A 25,558-nucleotide genomic window follows, 5' to 3' on the forward strand; every position below is an offset into this window, starting at 1 on the left:
GCTAATCGTCCAGGGCAAGAGCTAGCACCTCTTGCCCTGCAAGCTCTAACTAACCTGCGACATGTTCTACTCAAACGTTAACGCCTACCCTCTAACCAGGCGTTAATTTCCCGAGCGACAAGCTCTGGATGCGTCATGTGGATACAGTGCCCCTCGCTTGCCATAACACGCAGTGTGCTATGAGGCATTTGCGTATGGATATAACGCCCTACTTCAGGGCTAGCAAGGGAGTCTACTTCGCTTTGAAGCACTAGCGCTGGTTGTTTCGCTTGAGGTAGTAAATGTCGGTAATCCGAAAAGAAAGTAGCTCGCGCAAAGGTTTTCGCCACTAACGGATCGGTTGAACAGAAACTGCTGGAGAGCTCTCCAATTAACGCCTGAGACGTCCCAGACCCTATAATCAGTGGTGCCAGATAATTAGCCCATCCGATATAATTTCGATCCATTAAGCCAATTAGTTCTTCCAGATCACCACGCTCAAAGCCACCGTAATAGTTGGGTGGCATATTGAGAAAACAAGGCGAGGGACAAATCATAATATGACTAGCGAATCGCTCGGGGCTGGCAATAGCCGCTAAGAGGCCAATATTGCAACTAACAGAATGCCCAACAAAATGCACCTCGCTCAAATTGAGAGCATCGCAAATATCGGTAATATCCTGAGCATAACCTTCCAGCGTATTATAGCGTGACTCGCTGAAGGCAGAAATTGTTGATTGACCTGATCCTACATAGTCAAACAAGACCAGCGTGTAGTGCTCTTCAAGCTGGGGGATAAGGTACTGCCACATATGTTGGTCACAGCCAAAACCGTGAGCGAGCATCAGGATTTTATTGCCTGATCCAACAACGGTTACATTATTACGAGCTATGACTCGCTCTTTCGTCAACACGTTTGCTTTGCTCCCTTAGCTTAACGGTTTTATATACCAAACATTAACTATCGATGACGTTTGAATTGCTTTTTAAACGCGTACTGATGCCACTCTTCAACCCAGGGTTTGAAAGCATGAGCGGGCATTGGGCGGGCAATAAAATATCCTTGCCCACATTCGCAGCCAAGCTCAATAAGCTGTTGGCTATGTTGAAGCGTTTCAACGCCTTCAGCGACCAAATCACATTCGAATGCGCCTGCAAAACCAATAACACCTTTAAGAATCGCTAAATCTCCAGCGCTAGACAGCATATTTTGAACGAAACTACGATCAATTTTTAGTGTATCAACTGATAGATCTCTAAGATGGCTTAAAGAGGAGTACCCGGTACCAAAGTCATCTAATGAGATGCGGATTCCCATCATACGGCAAGCATTGAGCACCGAGTAAACATGGCTAACATCCTCAATAGTGCTTGTTTCCAACACCTCAAGCTCAAGTCGCTGTTTTGGTAAATCAGGAAAATCCGCAAGTATGTGGCTTAAATCGCAGAGAAATTGGGAATGCTGCAAGTGATATCCATCGATATTGACACTGACATGTAAATCCAGGCCTTGCTGAAGCCACTCCTGAAGCTGGCGAAGTGCGCTAGTGATAACCCATCGCCCCAGTTCCACGCCGGTCGACGTATTATTCAGCACAGGTAAAAAAGTGGCGGGTTCTTTTAATCCTTCACTAGGGTGGTTCCAGCGTATGAGTGCTTCAGCCCCAATCACCCTCCCCGTGAGCATATTAATTTTGGGCTGGAAATAAAGTTCAAACTGATCAGCACTCATCGCAGCTCTAATAGCATTTAACTCTGATTGTTTGCCTTTTTGGACTTGTTCATTACCCACATTAAATAAACAAATCTGATTTTTGCCTGACACCTTTGCTTGATACATCGCCTGATCGGCCTGACGAATCAACTGGTCAGGCTCTACCTCTTCCGATTGCGGATAGAGGGTAACGCCTATGCTGGCAGAGAGCTTTAACAACACAGAATCTATATCAAAGGGTTCTGAAAGTTTATTAATCAGTCGAGAAAGTGACTCTTCGACTAAACCGGCACTGAAGCGTCCATTTAAAAAAATAACAAACTCATCACCACCAAAACGCGCAATTAAATCGTCGCTTCTTAAATTGCTAGCCAAGCGTTTGGCTACTAATTGAAGAATTTTATCGCCCATATGGTGACCATAGCGATCATTCACCTCTTTAAAGCCATCCAGGTCAACAAATGCAAGCGCAAACGCCATATCATTTTTCTGTAAATCAATGATTTTCTGATCAAGGTGCTTGGTCAAAGCGGCGCGGTTAGGCAAACCGGTCAACTGATCGGTATCTGATAAAGTACGTAGCAAAGAGACCTTCTGCTCAAGAAGCTTTTTAGTTTCCGTCAACTCCTGAAATAACTGGTCAGACCGGCTAGAACTACTAACACTCCAGAAAATACGCTCATTAGCACTATCATCGCAAAGCACACTCACCACGATTGGTAGGGTACTTGTAGAACGAGTCACCATTGAAAGCCGTATTTCGTCGCACTGCTTTTCCCGAACTAAAATAGGCACTATATAAGTGTCATACATAATCTGTGACGCTTTGCTCAACAAAACGAACAAATCGGCGCCTAACAAATCGTTCGTTGAATAACCGTGATATTGTTCAAGATAGCGATTACTATAGAGAATCCGACGCTTATAGTCGGTAACCATGCACCCTATTGGGAAATCATCAAGCGAAAATAAGTTAGATGTCACCATGCTCTACCTTGAAATATACCGCGATGATTCATGCGTAAGCGTTTTTTACATTTACATATGATCTCTGATAATTAGCAAAGTTGCTATTTTTATAACGTAACCAATTGATGTCAGCTCAAAAAAACCAATATAAAGAATTCTATAAGTGGTATCGCCCGCTAGAGGCGATATATCTCATGTTTGTAAGTTGCGCGGTACAACAGTGAAGCGTATTAACGCAAGTATGCAGAAAGTACTAAAAACAACCGATGCTGCCCACTAGATTTTTCTAAAAGGCAGCATCGCTAGGCAACGTCATCATCTTGACCAAGAAAAAGACGGTTATCTCGACGGCCCCAGGAAACGCGTTTCACTAACACGCGTTACCGATGGTTCTTCCTGCGATGTAAAGCGCAGCTCAATGGGGTGGCTGGGTTGAGTCAAAACACGCTCATCGGCGCTGAGAGCAACTCGTAAGCGACGAGTCTCGTTAGCCTCTACGTCAATGGTTTCCATGCCTTGTAAGCGCAGCCCTGGCAAGCCTGATGCCGTTAACACATAGCGGTGAGGATCAGTATCTTGATTGCGCAACGTTACATTGTAGTAGTTGACGATGCGCCCACCTTCGGTAGTTTCAAACAACGCTTGGCGGTCTCGCGCAACATCCACATCAATGGGCACTCGAGTATTCAAGAAGCCAACTAACAGCACCACCATGGAGAGCAGCGCCACTGCGTAAGCGATTAGCTGAGGACGCCAGAAACGAGTCTCTTTCCCCTCCAATGCACGCTCCGTGGTATATCGCACGAGGCCAAGCGGTTTATTAATGCGTGCCATGACGCTGTCACAGGCATCAATACACGCGGCACAGCCAATGCATTCGTACTGCAGTCCATCACGAATATCGATACCTGTTGGGCATACTTGAACACACAGCTCACAATCGATGCAGTCACCAACACTGGAGGCCTCAACACCCTTTTGATGATGATTACGACGAGGTTCACCACGCGCAGCATCATAAGAAACAATCAGTGTATTAGCATCGAACATTGCCGATTGAAAACGCGAGTAAGGACACATATGGAGGCATACTTGGTGGCGTAGCCAACCCGCATTCAAATACGTAAAAACCGTGAAGAAGCCGATCCAAAATAGCGCCCAGGGATGCGCATTCAAGCTGACAAAATCTACCACCAACGCTCTAATCGGCGTGAAGTAACCGACAAAGGCGATCCCCGTTGCCAGTGCGATCAGCAGCCAAGCCGTATGTTTAGCGGTTTTGCGCAAAAACGTGTCAAAGGTGCGCGGCGCGTTATCACGACGTATGCGACGGTGCCGAGGCCCTTCCAAGCGATGCTCAAACCAGATAAACAGAAAGGTCCAAACGCTTTGCGGGCAGCTGTAGCCACACCACACGCGACCCGCCGCTACCGTGATCAAAAACAGGCCAAACGCGCACAATACCAAGATCCAGGTGAGCAAGATAAAGTCTTGTGGGTAAAACGTCGCCGCAAAAATATGGAACTCTTGCGCAGAAAGATCAAACCATATCAGCGGCCGGTTCCCCCAATTAATCCATGGCAAGACAAAATACAGCGCCATTAACAACCAGTTTGAGCAGCGCCGGATGCGTTGAAAAAAACCACCAATTTCTCGCACATAAATATGCCCAAGCTTGGGTGGCTTATTATTGGACGGATTGTTACTAGAAGGCTGATGACGGGCATCATTAGATGAAGGCGAGTGGTGTTCAACCGCTGCCTCAGCGGTTAGGTTTTGCAATGGAATGCGTTGCGTCATACCGATATCCAGAAAAGAGGGAATGGAGGTCATACGGTCGAGGGGCGTCGCCGATTATTAACCACCACTATCCCCACTACGCTGACTAACAAACAGGTGCAGTTTTAGATAAATATTGCGTATCAGTTGAGTCTAAACAGCTTATAAATTCACCTTCTGATATGCTTTTTATTAATGGATTTGAGCCTGTTTTAAATTGCCCACATGCGTCACAGTGGCATTTCCCTCTAGCAGAGAGTCTCACCTGTGCCGCCTAAAACTGTGATGGAGTATCCTGGTGCTATCCTCAACGCACCGACGGTTTATCCCATGAAACGTTACGAACGATTTGCCGATGAGATAGCCACGCTGATTCGTCAGGGCGTGCTTGGTCCTGGGGAGCGGATTCCGTCTGTTCGCCAGGCCAGCCGCCACCATGGGATCAGCCCATCCACGGTGTTTCAGGCGTACTACCTACTCGAAAATCGCGGCCTTATCACAGCACGAGCACGCTCAGGCTATTTTGTTCGTGAACATGCTCGGCGCTTGCTGGGCGAGCCACGTGTGACGCTGCAACCCACCGATCCAGCGGAAGTAGAAGTCAGTGAGCTAGTGTTCTCGGTACTCGACTCACTGCAGGATGATCGAACGGTGCCCTTTGGGTCCGCCTTCCCAAGCCCTGAGCTTTTCCCGCTTTCGCGGCTGAGCACCAGCATGACACGTGGTCTGCGCGAGCTTTCTCCTCAGCAGGTAGTGGCCGACATGACCACCGGGCATGTCGACCTGTGCCGACAAATCGCTCTCCGCTACATGCTGGGAGGAATTCAGCTACCAATGGAAGAGCTAGTGATTACCAATGGCGCGATGGAAGCGCTCAACTTAGCCCTTCAATGCGTGACCCAACCTGGCGACTTAGTGGCGGTTGAGTCCCCGGCGTTTTATGCCAGCCTGCAAGTATTGGAGCGGCTAAAACTGCGTGCAGTGGAGATTCCAGTGCATCCACGCGAGGGTATCGACCTTGATGTGTTAGCAGAGCGGTTGACGTCGCTACCTATCAAAGCCTGCTGGTTTATGAGCCATCTGCAAAACCCGCTCGGCGCCAGCCTAAGCAATGAACGAAAACAGACCCTTTATCAACTATTAAAGCAGCACCAAGTCCCCATGCTAGAGGATGATGTGTATGCCGAGCTGTACTTTGGCAGCACACCGCCTACCCCAGTGAAAGCGTTTGATGATGAGGGGTTAGTCATTCATTGCAGCTCTTTCTCGAAATGCTTGGCGCCTGGTTATCGCGTTGGCTGGGTAGCGGGGGGACGCTACGCCGACGCTATTTCACGACTGAAGTTAATGACGACTATTTCGCCTTCCATTCCCTCGCAGGCAGCCATTGCCGACTATTTACAGCACGGCGGCTATGACCGTCACTTACGTAAACTCCGCCACGCTCTAGAAGCCCAACAAGGCAGTATGCTGGCGTCTGCAGATCGCTACTTCCCCACCCAAACACGTATCACTCGCCCTGATGGCGGCTACTTTTTGTGGGTAGAGTTTCCTGAAAAAGTGGATTCACTACGCTTATTTAACCTAGCGCTCGACCATGGTGTTAGCTTGGCGCCAGGCCCCATTTTTTCCGCAACTCAGCAGTTCCGGCATTGCGTACGCTTAAGCTATGGCCACCCGTGGACAGCACGCAGCGAGCGGGGCATGGAAACCCTGGGGCAGCTATTAACTCTTTTTTAAATCCCTGCTGCTCTGTAGCTCACCCCTCTTCCTAACTGATATGGTTTTTTGGTTAATCACTAACCTGCTATGAAGCACATCTACTAATAAAGTAATTTAGCAAATAGCCAGATAGAACCACTCGCGAAGCGCTTAGGCTGGTTAATGACCATTTGGTTTTCGAGCGTTTGTGTTCTATTACTGCTTTCACTAGGAATTAAGTTCATGATGGAGCTAGTGGGCTTAACCAGCTAAAAGGCTTACGTTGTCTGGTCAACGTATTAGGCATTGAGTCATAGGTTATGATCGCTCTTTGGCAACTTGCCTGTCATTGAACAATGTTAACCGGATTAGCCTATGCCCGTTGACCTGCAAGCGCTCTATCCCAAACTAGTGCACCTGATGCTGGACACTGTCTTCGTGGTCGATAAAGACAGTCGGATACTCTTTGTGAGTGATGCCTGTGAGTCACTACTTGGTTACCGTGCCGATGAACTGAACAGCACGTTAATCACCAACTACATGCATCCTGACGACCTCGCGCTTACACAAGCATCCATTGTGCGGGTCATGAGCGGTCAGCACCATGTTGATTTCCGCAACCGCTACCTCCGCAAGGATGGTAGCACTGTGCACATATTATGGTCAGCTCGCTGGTATGAAGACGAGGAAGTTCGCATCGGCGTTGCCCGAGACGTGACAGCCCTGATGCAAGCCGAAGAAGAATTACGCTTCCTTGCCCATCACGATCCACTGACGAAACTAACGAATAGGGTACTTTTCTACGATCGGCTACTGTCAGGTTTAAGCGCGGCTCGTCGCCATAAGAGCTGCCTCGCGCTGCTCTTTCTGGATATTAATGACTTCAAGCTGATTAACGATACCTATGGGCATGCCATAGGCGATGGGGTGCTCTGCACGGTGGCTCGACGACTGGAAAGTTGCCTGCGTGAAACGGATACCGTCGCGCGGATGGGTGGTGATGAATTCACTGTTTTGCTGACAGACATCCAATCGATGGAAGCTGTCACACGCAAGATAGATCAAATTCTCACCGTCATGGCCGAGCCGCTGGGCGCAGAATTCGGTGAAATCAGCATGCCGTCTTGCAGTATCGGTGTGGCTTGCTATCCCGCCGATGGGGACGATGCTGATACGCTGCTTCGGCATGCTGATAGTGCAATGTACAGAGTCAAAAAGCTTCGTTAACAACATGGCCACTTCGACTATTCGTTTATCTCATTAGTAAACGATCATGAGACATTAGACTCTTCAGTTACAGGCTCTTCAATGGGCTCACCATTCTCATCCAGCAGTTGATGGTCATATGCTGCCTGAAGACCAGTCTCTTCAGCAGAGGGTTGCTCCTCTTGCCCTAGTTCTTCCTCTGCACTCTCTTCCGTCCAGTCTGCCCAGTAATCAATATGACCAGGATACGCTGGCGATATAATCGCCACCACAATGCCGATAACCGAAAATATCGAAAACGCATAGGCGTAACCAAACCCATCCACCAATATACCAACAACCGGAGACCCTGCTGCCTGCCCAAGCGCACAGGCCATGAAAGGCAGTACGGGCCCCATGGAAAGCCGCCCCGGCAATAGCCGAATGCCTGTCATCAGATATAGTCCCGTTAAGCTCATGTAAGCCAGGCCAAATACCATAGCGGAAAACATCGCCAACACTAACTGACTAGGACTGGCAGCAAGCAGCACCAAGCTTGAAGACAGCATCATCAGCATTAATGCTTGCGTAATAGGAGGGTTATTGCGGTCAGCCAAATCACTCACTACGGCTCCTCCAAGCCCAGCAAGTCCTACGGCAAACCAAAGCCAACCGGTTTGATGGGGAGGCAACCCGCCAAGGGTAACGGCCAAATCAGGGGCAAAAAGCCAGAACGGCGATGACACAAACCCCATAGCGAAAGCAAAGAGCGAAAGCCGGATAAGGCGCGACCACTGTAGCCGCGTGATTGGCGGCGGCGGCGCTGCATTCGCTGGCACCACCCGAGAGACCGAAGGGATAAAGTACCAGGCTGCAACGACACCCAAGCCTGCAAGAACAGCAAAGCTAGTGTAGGTAAAGCGCCAAGCATCCGCCAAGAACACAACCGTCGGCACTGCTACAATAATGCCAATACTGGTGCCTGCATTCATAATAGAGCTAACGCGACCATGCATTGTTCGGCTCACCAACGCCTGCATAGCAGCAGTCAGAGCGGGCATCATCAGACCAGTGCAAATCCCGCAGATAAACACACCCACACCGAGCGATAAGGCGCCAGACGACTGACTTATCAAGACAAGGCCGGCCACACCGAACCCACCCGATAGCACCGCCAAATTACGCGCACCGAGCCGATCTGCTGCAAGTGGTGCAAACAGCGTGGCCAATACAAAACTAATAAACGGCAGCGCCCCGATAATACCAACCAAGTACGCGGTCAGCTCTAGTTCAGCGCCAATAGAAGGTACAAATAAGCCAAACGCAAAGCGCGCAAGCCCATAACTAATCGCCACCAGCGCTGCACCAAATAGGGCAAACCCTATATTCGACAAGGTCCTCATATCGGGTACTCCACGGCTATCTATTGTATGTGTACACGTCTACTTGGTTCATTGTCGTAGCAACATCCGAGATGAGCAATGAAGATGTGTTATTGCCTAAGAAAATAGCAGTGACTAAGTGGCAACGAAGTAATTAAAAGTTAGCTATTATAGTTTTATCAGACCATGCCGAAAAATAAACAATACAACTTGTAAAATTATCTTATTTTACCAAGCTAAGGATGGTCACGAATGAGAGCGTAAAAAAAGAAACATTCAAATAATCACTAGAAAATAAACAAACGCAAAAAACCCCGCACATGGCGGGGTTTCTAAGCTTACCGAGCTAGTCGGTAGCTAATATCACAGTATGGAGTTTATTCCACAACCTTGATATTAGAAGCTTGAAGGCCTTTTTGGCCCTGAGTGACGTCAAAAGAAACCTTCTGACCGTCTTGCAGGGATTTAAAGCCATCAGCTTGAATTTCGGAGAAGTGTGCGAACAGATCGTCGCCGCTAACTTCAGGAGAAATAAAGCCGAAGCCTTTAGTGTCGTTAAACCACTTTACGGTACCAGTTGCCATGATCGAAGTCCTCGATTTAGCGAAATTAATGCCGGGGAAATACCCGAGTTACAGAGGGCAGAACAAGAAACTTTCACCAGGCTCAACGCTAAAATGCTTCGATACTGCTGACAACGTTCGACTTGCTAACCAACTGCAATCAGTCTGCGCTTCTATATTACTTACGTCAACAGCTAATACGAAAAAGAGCTAAATAAGGTAACAGCAGCATCTATATTGAGGTGTTTATCCTGAACATAAAATAAAGCTTAATAATATATTGAGAATTTAAAACATGCATTACAGCAACTTACAAATTTATTGGCTGGCATATAGCCAGCCATTCTTTTAAAACAATTTTAAAAAATCTTCTTCAAACGCTTAAATCGCACATCAGCATGGCTTTTCCCGCTTCTTCGTCAGTAATCAACTGCGCCTGATAGGGGCCGCTATCATGGTTCACCAGGGAATAATCAACGCTTGAAAGCCTTTCCTGCACGTCGGCAATAGGCGCTGAAAACTCAACCAAAAGCACGCTAATGCCATTTGAGTTTCCAAGATAAAAAACGAAGCTTTCAACTGGCAGGCCATAGTACTCACCGTTTTTTGCTGCTAAACGGTAGCCGCTATAATCTCGATTGCGCTCAAAGAAATCTATTTCTCCAAGAGCTTCTTTATAAACAGTCGGCAGAACAATCTCGTTAACGTCTGGGTAGAGCGAATCCTCTGAGTAGGTAACCAGGTTTCGACGCAAATCTCCCCACTCCTCAGACTGGTCACAGCCGTCTTCCCACGACTCAAGCAAGGGTGTCCAATCGACTGTTGAGCCTGCCGCAGTGCCGCCGTAAAAAAGCGCGCACCCTAGAACTGTTGCAAGCAGTGGCTTATAGGTACGTTTCATTCGGTTCCCTTTTTAATTTATATTTAATCGAACAGGCTGGCAGGTACGGCGTCGGGGGCTCCTAGTTCAAGCCACTCTTGATGCTTTTGAATGAAGTGACTACCGCGTGCACTTAAGATATCTTGACTGTGAGTGCCAATATCGAACGTTATCGCACCAGCAGCTTCAGCCACTGACAGAACAGAATTTTTTGATACTTTACAATAACTTCCTTTCAGCGGTGTAAAAATCTGAGATAGTTCAGTATCTACAGATGAGATTAGTCCTCTACCTCCAGAAACAAACCACGCTTTGCCATGTTCGCCGTAAACGCTTCCACCAAAACGTACAAACAGATCAGCGAAGTGCAGGTACTTTGTTTCAGCGTCACAAGAAGCCGTATGAATATTAATTCCCGCACTTCTTGCCAAGCGCTCCATTAACTCGTCGTTGCCGCTATCAATTACCGTAAAGTAACTAATGAACTCCATAGGATCGACAGGCTCAGCACGAAAGCTATTGAGCAGGATTTGCTGTGTTCTTTCATCCCCTCTTAGGACAGCATCGTAAAAGCCCATATACAGCGTTGAGAAAGGCATTTCGATGCGAAATGGCGGCTCACCTTGGCTGACTTGCATTGGGCGACACTCACTATCGAGTAAGCGTAGATTGTCACCGATCACGTCCCTCGCCCTTGGCGTCAGGTTTAGAAACGTTGCCACGGTTAACTGCAAAGGCTCAGACGTGCCTGCCTGCCGTTGATCGATATAGTCAGCAAATGAATAGAGCCGCTCATCGTCTTGGCAAGCTGCCTGGGCGAATGCACTGGTGGGCAGTGAAAACAGTGATATTACCCCGGCGGTAAATAGGGCCTTAAGATACATTTACTGGCACTCCTGTGGCTGTATAGTGACGCGGCGACTGACATTAAAATAGGGATTGATGGGGTCTTCGATGGCGGTTGATTCAGCCAATTGATAGCCATCTCCCTCTTGCTGAACGACTGGCCGCCAACTGCCCCGGCTTGAAATACCTTCTTCTCGGTAAAAGGCTTCAACCATTTCCCAGGCAATGTTTTTATCAACCACAATGTTGGCATTAGGCTCGGCCTGCTCACCTTGGCACTCGTTGGTATTTTCAACGTAGATACCCTGGCTAAACACATTGTCGTATATCAACCAAAACGCATTTTCTTCCATCACGTTGCCTAAGCTGCCGACAAACATGCGCGCGACTTGTTGAATAGTGTCAACGTTCTGGCCTAATAACCGATAGTGGTCACCATCTAATAGATAAAACGCCCAGAACCAACGCGCATCAATCGCCGCTGCTTTGGTACCACGCAAAAATTCCATGTGCGCGCTTAACTCTGGTGTTTGCCTTAACTTAGAAAGCAAGATGTCGAGATGCTCTTCAAAGGGCAGTACCGGATGGCCAATTAGCTCCCCATCAAAGTAATAGACAGGGTTACATTCCATGCTAGCAATCACCATATTGCGTGCTAACAGCGTTTGAACGTTCTCACCGGCAAATAGAAATGTGCGTAATGTCACCTGGAGAGGATCCATATCGTCGCCATTGGCTAATGCCTGCAAGGTCCCCCGGGGGTCTTCCTGTAAGCGAATATCATCGCCGTATTGGCAACCAAATTGGGCACTTTCCTGAGCAATGTAATAGTGCCAGGCTTGCTTTTGCTCTTCCGTTAATGCTGATTGTGCGAAGGGCTCGACCACCAAATCGTTAGCATGCGCAGCAGAGAGTGTTGTAACTCCGACCGCGATGGCTCCTGCCCATGTCAGCGCTTTTTTCATGATCATTCATGGTTCCTTGTCACTATCACGTCTAGCGTTTGGCCCGCCGTACTGGCTGGCAATTGTCCCGCTCCAAAAACGCCATAGCGTAAGTCGTGAGTTTGTGAAAAGGTGGATACGTCGGTATTGGTATGGCTGTGATGAACCACTAGCCAGTCTCCCGGTGTCAGCACACCTTGAATGCCCTCTAACGCAGCTTCCGATAGCGTTAAGGCTTGAGGACGATAGCCAACCCCCCTGGCGCGCTCACGCAGGCGCTGAACGTCTGCCAAGCTCATACGACGAAGCTGGCGGTCTCCTTCTGCTTGGGGCTCACCATACTCAGGTCCAAAGTAAGCAAGACCATACTGACGTTCATGCCGCGCAAAACAGCTAAGTACCTGTGGCGTACTGGCGGCAGCGGTAAAGCGGTGAGCCCCTAACACATCAGCAATTTGGTCGGCTTCACGACGTACTGCATGACAATTAACTTCGCCCAAGAGCGTCGGTTGGAAATGCACCCATAACGCGACACCCTCTTCATTGCGCTGAATAACACGAGCGAAATCGGCCGCAAGCGGAATACTAACGGGGCGTTTCGCAATCGCGTCGCTACCACAGTCACCATGCCTAGCTGCGCGCCACTGCAAACTATTTACTCGGCTAATATCCATCGCTCTTGAGAAGTTGGTAAGGCAAGTACCTTCGCCTGTGATAACCGGAGACCGATGGATTGCCCAATTGCCGTCATTGAGCTGCTGAACATCAATAAGTGCCGCGTGATGGGGCGTGTTGTCGCGTAGTGTTGATAGCTGGCTCTCTAGCGATGTGGAGACGTCTAGATGCATCACACCTAACGGCCTTCCGTCCTCTGGCAACGCCACATGAGTGCTGTTGTCTTCGGTGGCAGAGGGAGAATTGGGAGAGGGAGAATAAGGAGAAGCCGATGGCTCAGCTGGCCTCTCTACCGCAGCTTGTTCAACAGAGCCAGATGTTGTTGCTTCACTTTCCTGGTTATCACTTTCAAGACGCTCTATCGCGTTGGAATGCCCGCTTACCAATGGAGGCGCAATGTAGGAAGCGAAGCGCCCTAACGAATAGATCACCGGCTGAGTGTGGATTACCCATGTGGCAAATAACGCGCCCCCTGTGGTCATTGAGCGCTGAAATTCTTCGTTAAAATAACGGTACGTTGGGGTTTGCGTCACCGCCGCACTACTCAACATGGGCACCGTTACAACAATCACCAACCCACCCACTTTGATCGCGTGGGGTAACCAGCGATGTCTGGAACCCATGAGAACAGGAATACTTGCGGCCAAACCAATCGCATTCACTAACGCAAAAAACAGTGAAAAGCCCATCGCAATCGGTGGCACAATAAGTGCTCGAACGTACTGTTTACCCTCTTCTTCTCTAGGCTGACCATTCGCGAGCCGTTGAGCGTCATCATATAACCGCCGACGCTCGTCTTCGGCATACGCTAAATAGTGCGGTAACAGCACCTGGTCTCTGAACTGCTCTGGCGTCAGGTCTAACGTGATGACCATCTGCTCATCACGCGGTTGTAACACCTCGTGTAGTTGATCTTGAATTGGCTGAGAGGCAATAAAGGCGTCGGCATTCAAATCAAGTGGTAGCGATGCACCTAAATGTTGCTGCATGGACTGATCTGCTTGCTCGCCTATCTCGTGAGACTGCTCTGCAATAATCGCCTCAAGAAATCCCTCCCGGTCATTCGCGCGCCAATCACTGGGTAGCTCAATACCCTGCGCCAGCATTGCTTGCCTTACCTGAGCAGCAACCTCATCACTCGCCACAAAGTGTTCGTAAGAAGCGGGCGCACCTAAAACGGCGGCTAACTTCCCATTCAAATGCTCGTAAGAGAGGTCTTCACAGCGCTGAACGGTTCGCTGCTCAGTAACGAAACGATTGCCACGACGGACATTTTGGGTCACTACTTCGGGGGCATAGCACCAATCGGTGGGGGCAATATAGTGTCCTAAGTTGTCGACGACTTCTTCACGATAAATCTCTTCAACTCGAACAACACATTCATTTCTAAAACGACCACTTTCACATCGTTGTCGGGCATTAAAATAGGTTGCCAAACTGCGCTGTAGGGTCAGCACCTGGCGAGTGAAAGCCTCTTCGCTTCCTTCTACTTGGTTATTTCGCCATTGGCTTAACAGGTCTTCTTGCACGTCTAGCCACGCTTGCTCAGCGTAGCTAGAGATCTCTTGCTGGGCCGCCCAATAATTATCCGAAATCGTTTTATACGCGCCCCATGCACCACGAGTAGACTCTTGTAGCGTTTCATAGCCTTGGTAGCTTTCAGGTAGCTCCTTACTCGCTTCATTTGTCGCTACTTGATGGATAATACGCTCTGCCTCTGCCTTGAGATCATCAACAAAGGCTGGAGAGACAAATGTCATAAGCCCTAATACTGAAAGAAAGCTGCGCGTATGAGGTGAATCGAGATCCTCTTCATCAAACGCGATGCCTTCCAATTGCAGCGAGTTAGTGGCAAGCCCTCGTTTCATCAGCAGAAGATGCTGAGCATCCATACGCTGCTCAGCAGAAGTGCGATCAATCAAAACATCAACTAAGATGCGCTGGCCAAAAAACATGACAGGGAAGCCGACAGCGATCGCCAACGCTACCTGCTTTATAAACACCTTGGCTTGCTTATTTTTTAATGTAATTAGCCGTAGTAATAACAGGCTAAGACCAATACCCGACAGTATCCGTCCCTCTAGCTCTAACGCTCTAATGTCGCCGTTCGATAAGCGGGCCACCGATGCATCTACCAGGCGGCTGTTAAACGCTAATTCATAAACTAAATAGGCAATATTGAGTGTGAAGAGCAGCCAAAGCCAAGCCCTCCCATTTTTTAAGTAATGACGCATTATTCTCTTTGTTCGCTTGGTATCGTGATAATGACGGGGGCTGTTCGAGGCGCTGTTACCACGGTCGTTCCGCTACCTGTTTTTAATTGGCCACGCTCTGGCAGCGTTACAACGATAGCACTGCCTTCAAGCGATACCAGGGCGCCCGTTTGATTCAAATAAGCGCCCTGTTGAATAAAAAAGGCCTGTTCTTCATCAACGCCACGGGCAGCATCATCAGGCAGAACGGTGCCTTCGATGACTAAGGGGTTGCGAGGTGCTGCGCCTTGCGAGGAGGGACAATCAGCTTCATCACGACATAACAGCTGTGCAGCGAAATCATCCAAGCTATCTGCATAAACTGGCTGGCTATAGCTTTGAACGCAGAAAAAACTGGCTAATATGCCGAAAATGACGGCTGTATTCCGGCATGAAAACACGCTCACTCCCGCTATCGAGTTTTTTGAAATGTTAAGTATCTTTTATAATCACAGACCCGCCCTGCATAAGTCAACGCTACTTTTCAGTTAAATTAGCTTTTAATTTTGCTTTGCTAATTCATTCTGTTATGGCGTTTACATCCTGTCGTAGCGCTACTTTCTCGCCACCCAAGGAATTAGCCAGCAGCGTCAGGTAAGGTTGAGCTCTTTGAGCATTTTTGAGGGGTGTTCGTACCACGACTGCAACGCCTTTGCTGGCATGGGTCGGGCGATACCGAAGCCTTGCAGCAAGTGGCAACCCATGGCGGTCAGCCGCTCAATATGGGCGTTACTTTCCACCCCTTCAGCGACGACTTTTTTGTTGAATCGCTTGGCTAGATACACAACGCTCTCAACAATGGCCAGGTCATGCTCGCTCTCCAGCATGTTGATGACGAAACTGCGGTCTACCTTGACCACGTCCACGGGTAGATCACGAAGATAGGTCAGTGACGAATAACCCGTCCCAAAATCATCCAAGGCAACGTTCACCCCCAATGAACGACAGGCACGCATGACTTGTGTTGCGGCTTGAAGGTCGTCCAGGGCAGCAGACTCCAGCACCTCAAGGCATAGCAGTGCTGGCGACACCTCTGAATGTGCGGCTAATGCGCCTTGCAGGGTATCGAAGAAATCAGCTCGAGTGAGAGACTGGGGGCTCAGGTTAATGCATACCTCAAGCATGATATCACTGGCATGCCACTCCTCCATCTGCTGCAGCGCCGTTTCGAGTACCCAGGCATCGAAGTTCAGTTCTAGTTCGCTGCCAGCAATCGCGGGTAGAAACTGACCGGGGGCCAGCAGCCCTCGCTCAGGGTGCTGCCAGCGGATCAACGCCTCCACACCGGTAACCTGCTGAAGGACTGGATCAAACTGCGGCTGGTAAAAAAGCACAAACTCACCTGCGTCAAGTGCACGTGAAATTTGTCCACGCCGAACCTGAAGATCTTTAAGCTCTTGTTCACGTTCAGGGTCGAAAAGAACAAAACGATTGCCGCCAACCATTTTAGCGCGATACATCGCTTGGTCGGCGTGACGTAACAGAGTGTCAGGATCGTTGTGATCAGCAGGAAAGAGAGTAACGCCTAGGCTGCCAGTGAGTCTCAAAGGTGTCTCATCAGTAATACCTAGTTCAGGTATCTGCAGTGGCTTCGTCACCTGTTCAAGTATGAGCTCCAAACGCTCGGGACTTCCCTCGAATCGCTGTAATAGAAAAGCAAACTCATCCCCCCCAATACGAGCAACAAGGTCACCAGAACCTAGCGTATTAACCAACTGTCCGGCCAAGGCCACCAGAATACGATCAGCCCCTGCTCGACCAAATCTCGAATTAAGCTCCTGAAACCCGTCTAAGTCGAGTACCGCGACTGCCTGGATTTCATCTGGTTTGCAGCTATCAAGGGCTTCATGCATAAGCTCAATCATGTGGCGGCGATTGGGCAGCGCGGTGAGGCGATCTACATACCCCGCTCGAAACAGCTCATCTGCATGCTGTTTGATGCCGGTCAGATCGGAGAAAACAGCGACATGATGCGTCGTTTCACCAACTTCATTGCGCACCAACGAAATTGACAGCATCTCTGGTAGTGGCTCGCCGTTTTTGCGTCGATTAAGCACTTCCCCTTGCCAATAGCCTTTCTCGTTCAGTGACGCCCATAGCGACTTAAAAAAGCCCGGCGTTTGGCGCCCTGACGATAAGAGTTTGGGGTTCTTACCAAGCACTTCGTCACGGGTATAGCCGGTAATTCGCTCAAAGGCTTCATTAACCTCAATAATGCGATTATTGCTATCCGAGATCATGATCGCCTCACGGCTACTGGAGAACACCTTGGAGGATAGCTCCAGGCGCTTCCAGGCTTCGTCGTTCTGACGGCGCAGGCGCAAACCGTGAATCAGTTGGCCAAGCGGCCTGAGCAATGGCTCAAGCAACGTAAGCGTTTCTTCGCTATACCCTTTAGCGCAGTTGGCAAGTCCCAGCATGGCCACCATCTCGCCTTCCACCGAGACAGGCAGACACAACAATGCATCAAGGGAAGGATGCCCTTTAGGCAGTCCGCCACGCCTTGGATCATGGGAAGGTTGATTGCTAATCAGTGACTCGCCAGTGCGCAGTACATGGCCATAGAGTGAATCTAACTGAGAGAACACTAAACCATCTGCTTTCGCCTGACCGTAAAGCGCCCGCGAGGCGTCGTCCCAACTAATATCAGTAATGGCATGGGTCTTAAGGAACGGCTCTCCACTCTCATCCTTAAATACCTCACCAATAAACCCGTATTCACTCTCCGTTAGCGACAGCAGCGCCTCTAGCGCGCCTGAAAACGTAGCGGAGATATTATCTCCAGCAATAATGCTCGCTTGCAGGCGAGTGATCAGATCGTCGATACGGTGACGCCACTCAAGTTCGTGTTTGTTCTGCTGAAGGAGCGTAATGTCCTGTAGGGTGCCAGCAATATAGCGGGCAGGCACCGCATCATCGATAGAGGCACCCGTTAACTGAACCCAGGTAACCGTTGTTTCGCCGGGGACCTTCAAACGTAAGCTGGCGTCAAAAGGGGTGCCCTGTTGGATGATTTTTCTAAGCCCGCTTTCCAGTGTGTCTCGATCTTCGGGTAAATAGTGGCTAGCAAGCTCAAGGCGGTGACTAGGAACCAACGGAGCAACACCATGCAGGCGCTGGAACTCACTGTTACCCCACACCGCATTGGAGCGCACATCAAGCTCCCAGACCCCTAGCCCAGCGTGATTAATAAGTTGCTCAAGTCGTTGAAGTCGATGCAACTCGAGATGGCTCATAACTTGGTGGGCTAGGGTCTGCAAATGACGTTTATGCTCGTCACCTATTGCCCTTGGGCGGTGATCTATCAGGCACAGCGTGCCAATAGAAAACCCGTCGGGCGTCACTAGTGGCGCTCCCAGGTAATAACGAATATAAGGTGGGCCGGTGACTAAGGGGTTATCCTGAAAACGGGCGTCCAGGGTGGCATCTGCCACCTCCAGAAGCTCACTTTCCAAAATGGCATAAGCGCAAAATGAGATGTCACGGGGGGTAGTGGCAATATCGAGCCCTACTTGACTCTTAAACCACTGACTGTCCTCTTCAACCAAGCTAATCAGCACAATTGGAACGTCAAAAAACTTGGCGGCAGAACGAGTAATAGCATCTAAAACAGCGTCAGGAGCCTGGTTATGACGGATATAGCGCCACATCGCACGCAAGCGATCTGTTTCATTCGAAGGCAATGGTGCAACCATTAACATTCCTCAATGAAACAGAGCTGAAGGCTTGCCAAGGGACAAAATAACGGCGGATTTGGCTCAAGACACATGGGAGACTTCCTTACATTATTTTTCTGGGCATCTTTTAGTATCGGCAAACAATGAAATAGCTTTAGTCGGATATCGCGAGAATTAGCATAAAGGAGGAGCACTTTTACGTTGCTATCACTTATGTTTAGTTACATGGTACGTGTTGAACAACCACGCGTCAGAATTAAACAAAAATACAGTCATACGGCTCTTGAGCCTTATGCATGAAAGGGGCACGTTATGCACCATGAATTTCCGCTACTAGAAGCCCAGCAGGAAATCCACGAGCTGACTGCCGCTGGAGCACCACTCACCACAACACTGGTCGCGCTAATTGAATGGGCAGAATTGATGCTGCCTGACGCCCTGGTTTCCATTATGCGCTTCGATCCGGCGCAAAACACGCTAAGCCTTGTTCCTAGCCCACGCTTTTCGGCTGGCTACATCGCTCAAATGCAAAACATCGAGATCGGTCCCGCTATTGGAACCTGCGGGAGAGCTGCCTTTAAAAAGCAACTGGTGGTCACTGGCGATATTGACACTGACCCTAACTGGAAGGATTTTCGTGAATTAGCACGCGCAGAAGGGCTACGTGCTTGCTGGTCAATGCCCATCCTTTCCGCTAAAGATGAAGTGCTTGGCACCTTCGCCACGTATTACCGCCATCCAGCAACGCCCTCGCAAAATGCGCAGAACTGTCTAGCCCGTAGCGCCAGTCTCGCCGCCCTGGTGCTTTTGCGACACCGTGATAAGCAGCATCATCGCACCCTTTCTGAGTGGCACCGCTCCCTGTTTGTGAATCACCCTGACGGTGTTTATGAATTTGACCTTAACGGACACTTTCAACGCTGCAATAAAGCACTTGAAAGCATCACAGGATATCCAGCATCTCATTTAATAGGGGCACATTTTAACCAGTTTATTGCTCCCTCCTTTCAGGAACTTACCCAGCAAGCGTTTGATAATGCTTGCCGTGGCGAAGCCATTACCTACGAAACTATTGGCAAGCATGCCAACGGCCATCACTACCATTTAGAGATTACCAATTTCCCTGTGGTAGTAGACGACGTGATCGTAGGGGTTTATGGAATATGCCGCGACGTTACCGAGCGCAAGCAACAGACCGAAGAAATGCGCTTGCTAAAACGGGGGATGGAAGCCAGTCCCAGCGGCATTATCATGGTGGATGCGCAACAGGCTGGCATGCCGATTGTATTCGCTAACCCTGCTTTTTCGCGCATTACCGGCTACGCGCATGGTGAAATCATCGGTAATAACAGCCGCTTTCTGCACGGCCCCGACACTGCCCCTGAGGCGATTGACGCCATTCGCGCCGCAATGTGTGAACAGCGTGACGTGAGCATTACGCTGCTTAACTATCGTAAAGATGGCGAACCTTTTTGGAATCATCTAGTGGTCAGCCCAGTATTTGATCAAAGTGATCTTTGTACCCACTTTATAGGTATTCATCAGGATATCACCCATGAAAAAGCCCAAGAGGCCAAACTAGCCTATCAGGCTACTCATGATTTGCTCACCGGTTTGCCCAACTACTCTGCTTTCACCGAACGATTAGCCAGCCGCTTTCAGCTTCACGCCTTAGGGCCACACCTTGGCACACTGGTAGTCATGCAGATTGACCTGGATGGCTTTAAAGCCATTAACGACGGCCTGGGCCACCATGCGGCTAACCGTGTTCTAATTACTGTCGCCCAACGCCTAGAGGGGCTGGTTAGCGCATCTGCCATGGCAGCTAGGTTAGTGGGAGATGAATTTGCCCTGCTGTTGAGTGTAAAAGATGACCTCGACGCTACGATCAACCTATTAGCCGAGCGCATTCTCACCACCCTTGCCGAACCTATAGAGCTTGAGGGCCAGTTGGTTCACCTTAGCGCCAGCATTGGCATTGCCTGTGACACCACTACCGTTGTAGCGCCTTACAGCCTGCTCCAGCATGCTGACTTAGCGCTAGAACAAGCCAAGCGCCAAGGGCGCAACACCTGGCAATGGTACCGTGGGCGAAAAGCGGAGAGCATTAAACACAGCGTCGCCATGCGACACGATTTGCACACTGCGCTTATCGAAGGGCATTTTGAACTGCACTATCAGCCCTTGGTTGATGCCATGAGCAGCCGTATACGTAGCGTTGAGGCTTTAGTGCGTTGGCGCCACCCTACGCTTGGCTTAATCGCACCAGGTGATTTCATTCCACTTGCTGAGCAAACAGGGCAAATTATCCCACTGGGACGCTGGGTACTTCTCCAAGCCTGCCGAGAAATTGCGGCACTGAACGAGCAAAGTGACCGAGTGCTCTCAGTGGCAGTGAATATTTCCTCGCTGCAGTTCTGCCGAGATGGCTTTCTTGATGAGGTAAAATACGCGTTAAAAGCAACTGGCTTACCACCAGAACGCCTCGAACTAGAAGTGACAGAAAGCGTCTTGCTGGATGGCACAGACCCCATTATTGAGCTAATGCAGACGCTTAAAACCATGGGGGTGCGCGTCGCCCTGGACGATTTTGGCACCGGCTTTTCAAGCCTCAGTTACCTGTGCGACTTACCCACCCATAAGGTCAAACTAGACCGACGTTTTGTGCAAAAGACGCTAGAAAATCGGCGTATGGCTGCCATTGTCCAAGGTGTGATCACTATGGCACATCATATGGATATGCAAGTTGTCGCGGAAGGAATTGAAACCCGCGCACAGCAAGAAGATCTCACCCGTCGCCACTGCGATCTACTCCAGGGATACCTGTTCGCACGCCCCATGCCCTTAGAAGAACTAAAGCGTCTACCCGACCATTTACCCGCCTCCCTAACAGTCGATAAAGCAGAGTAATCACCCACCGCGTGACCGGATAGATTCAGCCACTCACAGCTAGTCTAAGCGCGCTCGTATCCAGTCAATAAAAACGCGCAGCTTATAAACGTCGACCATATGTTCTGGGTAGGCCATGTAGTAAGCGTCTTGGCTTTTAAGTGAGAACTGCCAAGGAATGACTAATTTCCCTTCATCAAGCTCTTCTTGGGCCAGAAATCTTGGCACTAGGGCGACGCCGCAGCCCGCCCGGGCAGACCTTAACGCCATATAGAACGTATCGAATCTTGGCCCATGGTAGCTGTGCTCCGTATATAGATCTTGTGCTTCAAACCAGTCATGCCACCCCTCGGGCCGAGTAGAAACCTGCAGCAACACCATGTCGGTTAAATCCAATGGGTCGCGTACAGTCGTCTGCTCCATAGTGGAGGGCGCGCAGACAGGCACCACGTCTTCATCCAGTAGCTTAATGCATTCAGCCCGCGGCCATACACCATGGCCAAAAAAGAAAGCCGCTTCTATGCGCTCTTTTTGCATATCAAACGGCTCGGTACGGTTAGAAATATTGAGATTAATATTGGGATGTTTAAAGCGGAATCCGTTGAGTCTTGGGATAAGCCAACGCGCCCCAAAGGTGGGTAACGTGGCAATATTCAGTACATCTGCCTCTACGCCATAAGACTGCATATAACGCGTAGACATTTCGACCTGGGCGAGTATTTTACGCGCTTCGCCAAGATAGACCGCCCCCTCTGGCGTCAGGTGCAGGCGCTTTCTCACCCTCCTAAACAACGGATGTTGCAGCGTTACTTCCAATTGTGACACCTGCTTGCTCACCGCACTTTGCGTCAGGCTCAACTCATCCGCGGCCCGCGTAAAACTGAGATGCCTCGCCGCTGCCTCAAAGCAATTCAAGCTGGTCAAAGAAGGTAAGTTTCGACGACGCATGGCAATCCCACTTGGTGAAATTAAGGAATGATGTTTTTCACAAACATCGTTTGATGAGCTACCGCAAGCTTGGCAATACTGGCCCTGTAACCAATTTACTCACAACTTAATATTTGGTGAAGCAATGATTCATTCCCTGATGGAAAAAATGGGCGTCGCAAAAGAACAGTATCAAGGCGGCGACCTGATTGTTACTACGCCGATTGATGGTAGCGAAATTGGTCGTCTTACAACGGCTTCTAGCAGCGATATTGAAACGGCTATTGCGAACTCAGAAAAAGCCTTTCAAGCCTGGAAAAGCGTGCCTGCCCCCCGTCGTGGTGAACTGGTGCGTTTGTTTGGCGATCAACTGCGCCAGCACAAGGAATCACTCGGCGAGCTGGTCACCTGGGAGTGTGGCAAGATTCTCCAGGAAGGGCTTGGCGAAGTTCAGGAAATGATCGACATTTGCGACCTTGCCGTTGGTCAATCTCGCCAGCTTTTTGGACTGACCATCGCTTCCGAGCGCCCTGGTCACCACATGCGTGAAAGCTGGCACCCGTTAGGCCCGATTGGCCTAATTACGGCATTTAACTTTCCCGTTGCCCCTTGGGCATGGAATTCAGCCTTAGCGCTGGTATGCGGCAATAGCTTGCTGTGGAAACCTTCAGAAAAAACACCGTTAACAGCGCTGGCATGCCAAGCACTGTTAGAGCGTGCAATTGAAGAGTTCGGCGATGAGGCACCCAAGCACCTGAGCCAGGTGATAATTGGTGAGCGTGCCGCCGGTGAACAGTTGGTCAATGACGCTCGCGTTGCCCTGATCAGCGCTACCGGCAGCACCCGCATGGGTCGCGAAGTTGGCCCACAAGTGGCAGCGCGCTTCGGTCGCAGCATTCTTGAACTGGGTGGCAACAACGCCATGATCTTAGCGCCAAGCGCAGATCTTGATATGGCGACTCGCGCCATTCTCTTCTCTGCGGTAGGTACGGCTGGGCAACGCTGCACGACACTGCGCCGCTTAGTCGTTCATGAATCCATTAAAGACGAAATCTTAGCGCGTCTTAAGAAGTCCTATAGCGCGGTGTCTATCGGCAACCCGCTTGAAGGTAACTTGGTTGGTCCGCTAATTGACCACCAAGCCTTTGATGCGATGCAAAGCGTGCTGGCTAAAGCGCGTGAACAAGGTGCGAATGTGTTCGGTGGCAACCGTGTAGAGATCGCCAACAGCAACGAAGGCTACTACGTCGAGCCTGCCATTGTTGAAGTGACCGAGCAAAACGATCTGGTCAAGCACGAAACCTTTGCGCCCATTCTCTATGTCCTCACCTACAAAGAGCTGGATGAGGCCATTGCTACCAATAATGACGTTCCCCAGGGCCTGTCATCTTGTATTTTCACCACCGATGTTCGCGAAGCCGAAACCTTCATCTCCGCGGTTGGCAGTGACTGCGGCATCGCCAACGTCAACATCGGCCCTAGCGGTGCTGAAATCGGCGGTGCGTTTGGGGGCGAGAAGGAAACCGGTGGCGGTCGCGAGTCTGGCTCCGACGTTTGGAAGAGCTATATGCGTCGCCAAACTAACACCGTGAACTACTCTCGTGAACTCCCACTGGCCCAAGGCATTAAGTTCGACTAACCCTTCCCCTCTATAAGGGCCCTTCCCTGCAGGGCCCTTACTAAAAACATAAAAAAATTAAGGTGATGTATGCGTGACGATGTCCAAATCGGCCCGACGCCGGGCCTCGCGATGGCGCTATTACCGCTGCTGGCCACTACCGCCATTCTAATTCTGCAATTTTTTATCTTCTCTGACTTTACCCCACATATTCCTTTAGCCTTCGGGATAATGATTTGTGCCCTGTGCGGACGCATCCGTGGCGTACCCTGGCAAAAAATGGAAGCCTCCATGCTTGAGGTGGTTAAGCTGGGGATGCCCGCTATTTTTATTCTATTAGCGGTCGGTATGGTGATTGGCACCTGGATTCTTTCCGGCACCGTTCCCACGCTGATGTATTACGGTTTTCAGCTGGTTTCACCCTCTTACTTCCTTGTCGCGACGTGCGTCATTAGTGCTTTGGTATCCCTTGCCACAGGCACATCCTGGGGCACAGTAGGAACACTCGGGCTTGCCCTAATGGGCATCGGGGAAGGGCTGGGCATTCCCATGTATCTAACGGGCGGGGCGCTGGTATCCGGTGCGTTCTTTGGCGATAAAATGTCGCCCTTATCAGAGACTACCAACTTAACCCCTGCCGTATGTGAAACCGATTTATGGAGCCATATACGCAGCATGATGGCCACCACGGTGCCCGCCATGATCGTCGCGCTGGTGCTTTATTTATGGCTCGGGACTAGCTATGGCGGCCAGCTTGAACGAAGTACCGATATTGCAACGTTCCGTCAGGCACTTGATGACACCTTTACGCTCTCCTGGGTAACGTTGATCCCGCCTTTTGTTGTGATCGGTTTAGCGCTTGCCAAATTCCCACCTTTCCCAACTATTTTCACTGGCGCTGCGATAGGCGGCTTAGTGGCCATCGGCGTTCAGGGCGAGACCGTACATGCCGTGTTTGATGCCATGCAAAATGGCTTTAGCAGCGATACCGGTAATCCGGCGATTGATGCTCTGCTCAGCAGTGGCGGTGTGCTCTCCATGACCTGGGTCGTAACGCTTACGTTCTTCGCGCTGGGTTTTGCTGGCATGCTGGAAGCCTATGGCACCGTTGATGCGATTATTAAGCAGCTCATGCGGCTCATTAAAGGTCGCTTCAGCTTAGTGGCAACAAGCGCCGGCACAACACTGGCGGTAAGCACTATTATTGGCGATGTTTATACAACGCTGGTGCTGCCCGGTCGCTTGCTGAAAGGCCAGTATCAAGCTATGGGCTATAAGACTTCGACGCTGTCACGCACCATTGAAGACAATGGCACGCTCTCTTCTCCATTAATTCCCTGGAACATGGGCGGTGGGTTTGTGTCCTCGACGATTGGCGTACCCACGCTAGCGTATGCGCCCTTCGCCTTCGCTTGCTGGTTATCCCCTTTATTCGGCTTGCTGTGGGCGCTAACCGGACGTTTTATTCCTCGTGAATCCTCCGAGGACGAGGCTGAAAACTCGCCCCATACGCCTCAAACCACCTACTCCTCCCAACCTACTTCATAGCCATACAAGGTCGGCCATAGGCCGACCTGC

Annotated in this window: 18 protein-coding genes; 6 read left to right on the forward strand and 12 right to left on the reverse strand. The window is 50.0% G+C overall.

Annotated elements, in window-relative coordinates; translation table 11 throughout:
• Window positions 1-77 precede the first annotated feature (77 nt).
• The 3 genes from B6A39_RS16985 to ccoG all read right to left on the reverse strand — a co-directional run bounded on the left by B6A39_RS16985 (window position 78) and on the right by ccoG (window position 4,462).
• Window positions 78-893, reverse strand: a complete 816-nt coding sequence (locus B6A39_RS16985) for an alpha/beta fold hydrolase (protein WP_156886237.1) — start codon at window positions 891-893, stop codon at window positions 78-80.
• 47 nt (window positions 894-940) lie between these two features.
• Window positions 941-2,680, reverse strand: coding sequence for a sensor domain-containing protein (locus tag B6A39_RS16990; RefSeq protein ID WP_083007494.1), 1,740 nt, complete (start codon window positions 2,678-2,680; stop codon window positions 941-943).
• A gap of 321 nt (window positions 2,681-3,001) precedes the next feature.
• The gene (ccoG, locus tag B6A39_RS16995; RefSeq protein WP_083007495.1) at window positions 3,002-4,462 is read right to left on the reverse strand and encodes a cytochrome c oxidase accessory protein CcoG; all 1,461 of its coding nucleotides are present in this window, start codon (window positions 4,460-4,462) and stop codon (window positions 3,002-3,004) included.
• A gap of 309 nt (window positions 4,463-4,771) precedes the next feature.
• Between ccoG and mapR the strand changes: the two genes are divergently transcribed.
• From mapR to B6A39_RS17010, 3 genes are all read left to right on the forward strand, one after another.
• Complete coding sequence (gene mapR / locus B6A39_RS17000) at window positions 4,772-6,181, forward strand: GntR family transcriptional regulator MpaR (protein ID WP_083007951.1); 1,410 nt, start codon at window positions 4,772-4,774, stop codon at window positions 6,179-6,181.
• Between the two features lie 111 nt (window positions 6,182-6,292).
• Complete coding sequence (locus B6A39_RS17005; RefSeq protein ID WP_083007496.1) at window positions 6,293-6,415, forward strand: DUF2474 family protein; 123 nt, start codon at window positions 6,293-6,295, stop codon at window positions 6,413-6,415.
• Window positions 6,416-6,517: 102 nt separating this feature from the next.
• Complete coding sequence (locus B6A39_RS17010; protein ID WP_083007497.1) at window positions 6,518-7,369, forward strand: sensor domain-containing protein; 852 nt, start codon at window positions 6,518-6,520, stop codon at window positions 7,367-7,369.
• Window positions 7,370-7,413: 44 nt separating this feature from the next.
• On the opposite strand, the gene B6A39_RS17015 is transcribed toward B6A39_RS17010, so the two are convergent.
• From B6A39_RS17015 to B6A39_RS17050, 8 genes are all read right to left on the reverse strand, one after another.
• Complete coding sequence (locus B6A39_RS17015; protein WP_083007498.1) at window positions 7,414-8,730, reverse strand: MFS transporter; 1,317 nt, start codon at window positions 8,728-8,730, stop codon at window positions 7,414-7,416.
• A 356-nt stretch (window positions 8,731-9,086) separates the two neighbouring features.
• Window positions 9,087-9,293, reverse strand: a complete 207-nt coding sequence (locus B6A39_RS17020; protein WP_009723033.1) for a cold-shock protein — start codon at window positions 9,291-9,293, stop codon at window positions 9,087-9,089.
• Window positions 9,294-9,645: 352 nt separating this feature from the next.
• A complete protein-coding gene (locus tag B6A39_RS17025) occupies window positions 9,646-10,173 on the reverse strand; it encodes a hypothetical protein (RefSeq protein WP_083007499.1) in 528 nt (175 codons plus the stop codon).
• 23 nt (window positions 10,174-10,196) lie between these two features.
• A complete protein-coding gene (locus tag B6A39_RS17030; protein WP_083007500.1) occupies window positions 10,197-11,036 on the reverse strand; it encodes a hypothetical protein in 840 nt (279 codons plus the stop codon).
• Window positions 11,037-11,969 (reverse strand): hypothetical protein, encoded by a 933-nt coding sequence (locus tag B6A39_RS17035; RefSeq protein WP_083007501.1) that lies wholly within the window; start codon window positions 11,967-11,969, stop codon window positions 11,037-11,039.
• Window positions 11,966-14,851 carry a DUF1761 domain-containing protein gene (locus B6A39_RS17040; RefSeq protein WP_083007502.1) on the reverse strand — a complete coding sequence of 962 codons (2,886 nt, stop codon included), beginning with the start codon at window positions 14,849-14,851 and terminating at the stop codon, window positions 11,966-11,968. The genes B6A39_RS17035 and B6A39_RS17040 overlap by 4 nt, the downstream gene beginning before the upstream one ends.
• A complete protein-coding gene (locus B6A39_RS17045) occupies window positions 14,851-15,177 on the reverse strand; it encodes a hypothetical protein (RefSeq protein ID WP_156886238.1) in 327 nt (108 codons plus the stop codon). The genes B6A39_RS17040 and B6A39_RS17045 overlap by 1 nt, the downstream gene beginning before the upstream one ends.
• Before the next feature lie 282 nt (window positions 15,178-15,459).
• A complete protein-coding gene (locus B6A39_RS17050) occupies window positions 15,460-18,564 on the reverse strand; it encodes a sensor domain-containing phosphodiesterase (RefSeq protein WP_083007504.1) in 3,105 nt (1,034 codons plus the stop codon).
• A gap of 294 nt (window positions 18,565-18,858) precedes the next feature.
• Between B6A39_RS17050 and B6A39_RS19160 the strand changes: the two genes are divergently transcribed.
• Entirely contained in the window at window positions 18,859-21,456 is a 2,598-nt protein-coding gene (locus B6A39_RS19160; RefSeq protein ID WP_083007505.1) for a bifunctional diguanylate cyclase/phosphodiesterase, read from the forward strand.
• Between the two features lie 39 nt (window positions 21,457-21,495).
• Here B6A39_RS19160 and B6A39_RS17060 read toward each other — a convergent pair whose 3' ends face one another.
• The gene (locus tag B6A39_RS17060; protein WP_083007506.1) at window positions 21,496-22,383 is read right to left on the reverse strand and encodes a LysR substrate-binding domain-containing protein; all 888 of its coding nucleotides are present in this window, start codon (window positions 22,381-22,383) and stop codon (window positions 21,496-21,498) included.
• A gap of 124 nt (window positions 22,384-22,507) precedes the next feature.
• Here B6A39_RS17060 and amaB point away from each other — a divergent pair, with 124 nt between their 5' ends.
• Together amaB and nhaC are read left to right on the forward strand one after the other, a co-directional pair.
• On the forward strand, window positions 22,508-24,001 hold the full coding sequence (amaB, locus tag B6A39_RS17065; protein ID WP_083007507.1) for an L-piperidine-6-carboxylate dehydrogenase: 1,494 nt from the start codon (window positions 22,508-22,510) through the stop codon (window positions 23,999-24,001).
• A gap of 69 nt (window positions 24,002-24,070) precedes the next feature.
• Window positions 24,071-25,528, forward strand: coding sequence for a Na+/H+ antiporter NhaC (nhaC, locus tag B6A39_RS17070; protein ID WP_083007508.1), 1,458 nt, complete (start codon window positions 24,071-24,073; stop codon window positions 25,526-25,528).
• Window positions 25,529-25,558 lie beyond the last annotated feature (30 nt).

It is taken from the genome of Halomonas sp. GT (assembly GCF_002082565.1).
Taxonomy (GTDB): Bacteria; Pseudomonadota; Gammaproteobacteria; order Pseudomonadales; family Halomonadaceae; genus Vreelandella.

Coding starts and splice junctions, on each gene's coding strand:
- B6A39_RS16990 (WP_083007494.1), bottom strand. CDS start 2,680: ATGGTGACATCTAACTTATTTTCGCTTGATGATTTCCCAATAGGGTGC.
- ccoG (WP_083007495.1), bottom strand. CDS start 4,462: ATGACGCAACGCATTCCATTGCAAAACCTAACCGCTGAGGCAGCGGTT.
- mapR (WP_083007951.1), top strand. CDS start 4,772: ATGAAACGTTACGAACGATTTGCCGATGAGATAGCCACGCTGATTCGT.
- B6A39_RS17010 (WP_083007497.1), top strand. CDS start 6,518: ATGCCCGTTGACCTGCAAGCGCTCTATCCCAAACTAGTGCACCTGATG.
- B6A39_RS17015 (WP_083007498.1), bottom strand. CDS start 8,730: ATGAGGACCTTGTCGAATATAGGGTTTGCCCTATTTGGTGCAGCGCTG.
- B6A39_RS17020 (WP_009723033.1), bottom strand. CDS start 9,293: ATGGCAACTGGTACCGTAAAGTGGTTTAACGACACTAAAGGCTTCGGC.
- B6A39_RS17025 (WP_083007499.1), bottom strand. CDS start 10,173: ATGAAACGTACCTATAAGCCACTGCTTGCAACAGTTCTAGGGTGCGCG.
- B6A39_RS17030 (WP_083007500.1), bottom strand. CDS start 11,036: ATGTATCTTAAGGCCCTATTTACCGCCGGGGTAATATCACTGTTTTCA.
- B6A39_RS17035 (WP_083007501.1), bottom strand. CDS start 11,969: ATGATCATGAAAAAAGCGCTGACATGGGCAGGAGCCATCGCGGTCGGA.
- B6A39_RS17040 (WP_083007502.1), bottom strand. CDS start 14,851: ATGCGTCATTACTTAAAAAATGGGAGGGCTTGGCTTTGGCTGCTCTTC.
- B6A39_RS17050 (WP_083007504.1), bottom strand. CDS start 18,564: ATGGTTGCACCATTGCCTTCGAATGAAACAGATCGCTTGCGTGCGATG.
- B6A39_RS19160 (WP_083007505.1), top strand. CDS start 18,859: ATGCACCATGAATTTCCGCTACTAGAAGCCCAGCAGGAAATCCACGAG.
- B6A39_RS17060 (WP_083007506.1), bottom strand. CDS start 22,383: ATGCGTCGTCGAAACTTACCTTCTTTGACCAGCTTGAATTGCTTTGAG.
- amaB (WP_083007507.1), top strand. CDS start 22,508: ATGATTCATTCCCTGATGGAAAAAATGGGCGTCGCAAAAGAACAGTAT.
- nhaC (WP_083007508.1), top strand. CDS start 24,071: ATGCGTGACGATGTCCAAATCGGCCCGACGCCGGGCCTCGCGATGGCG.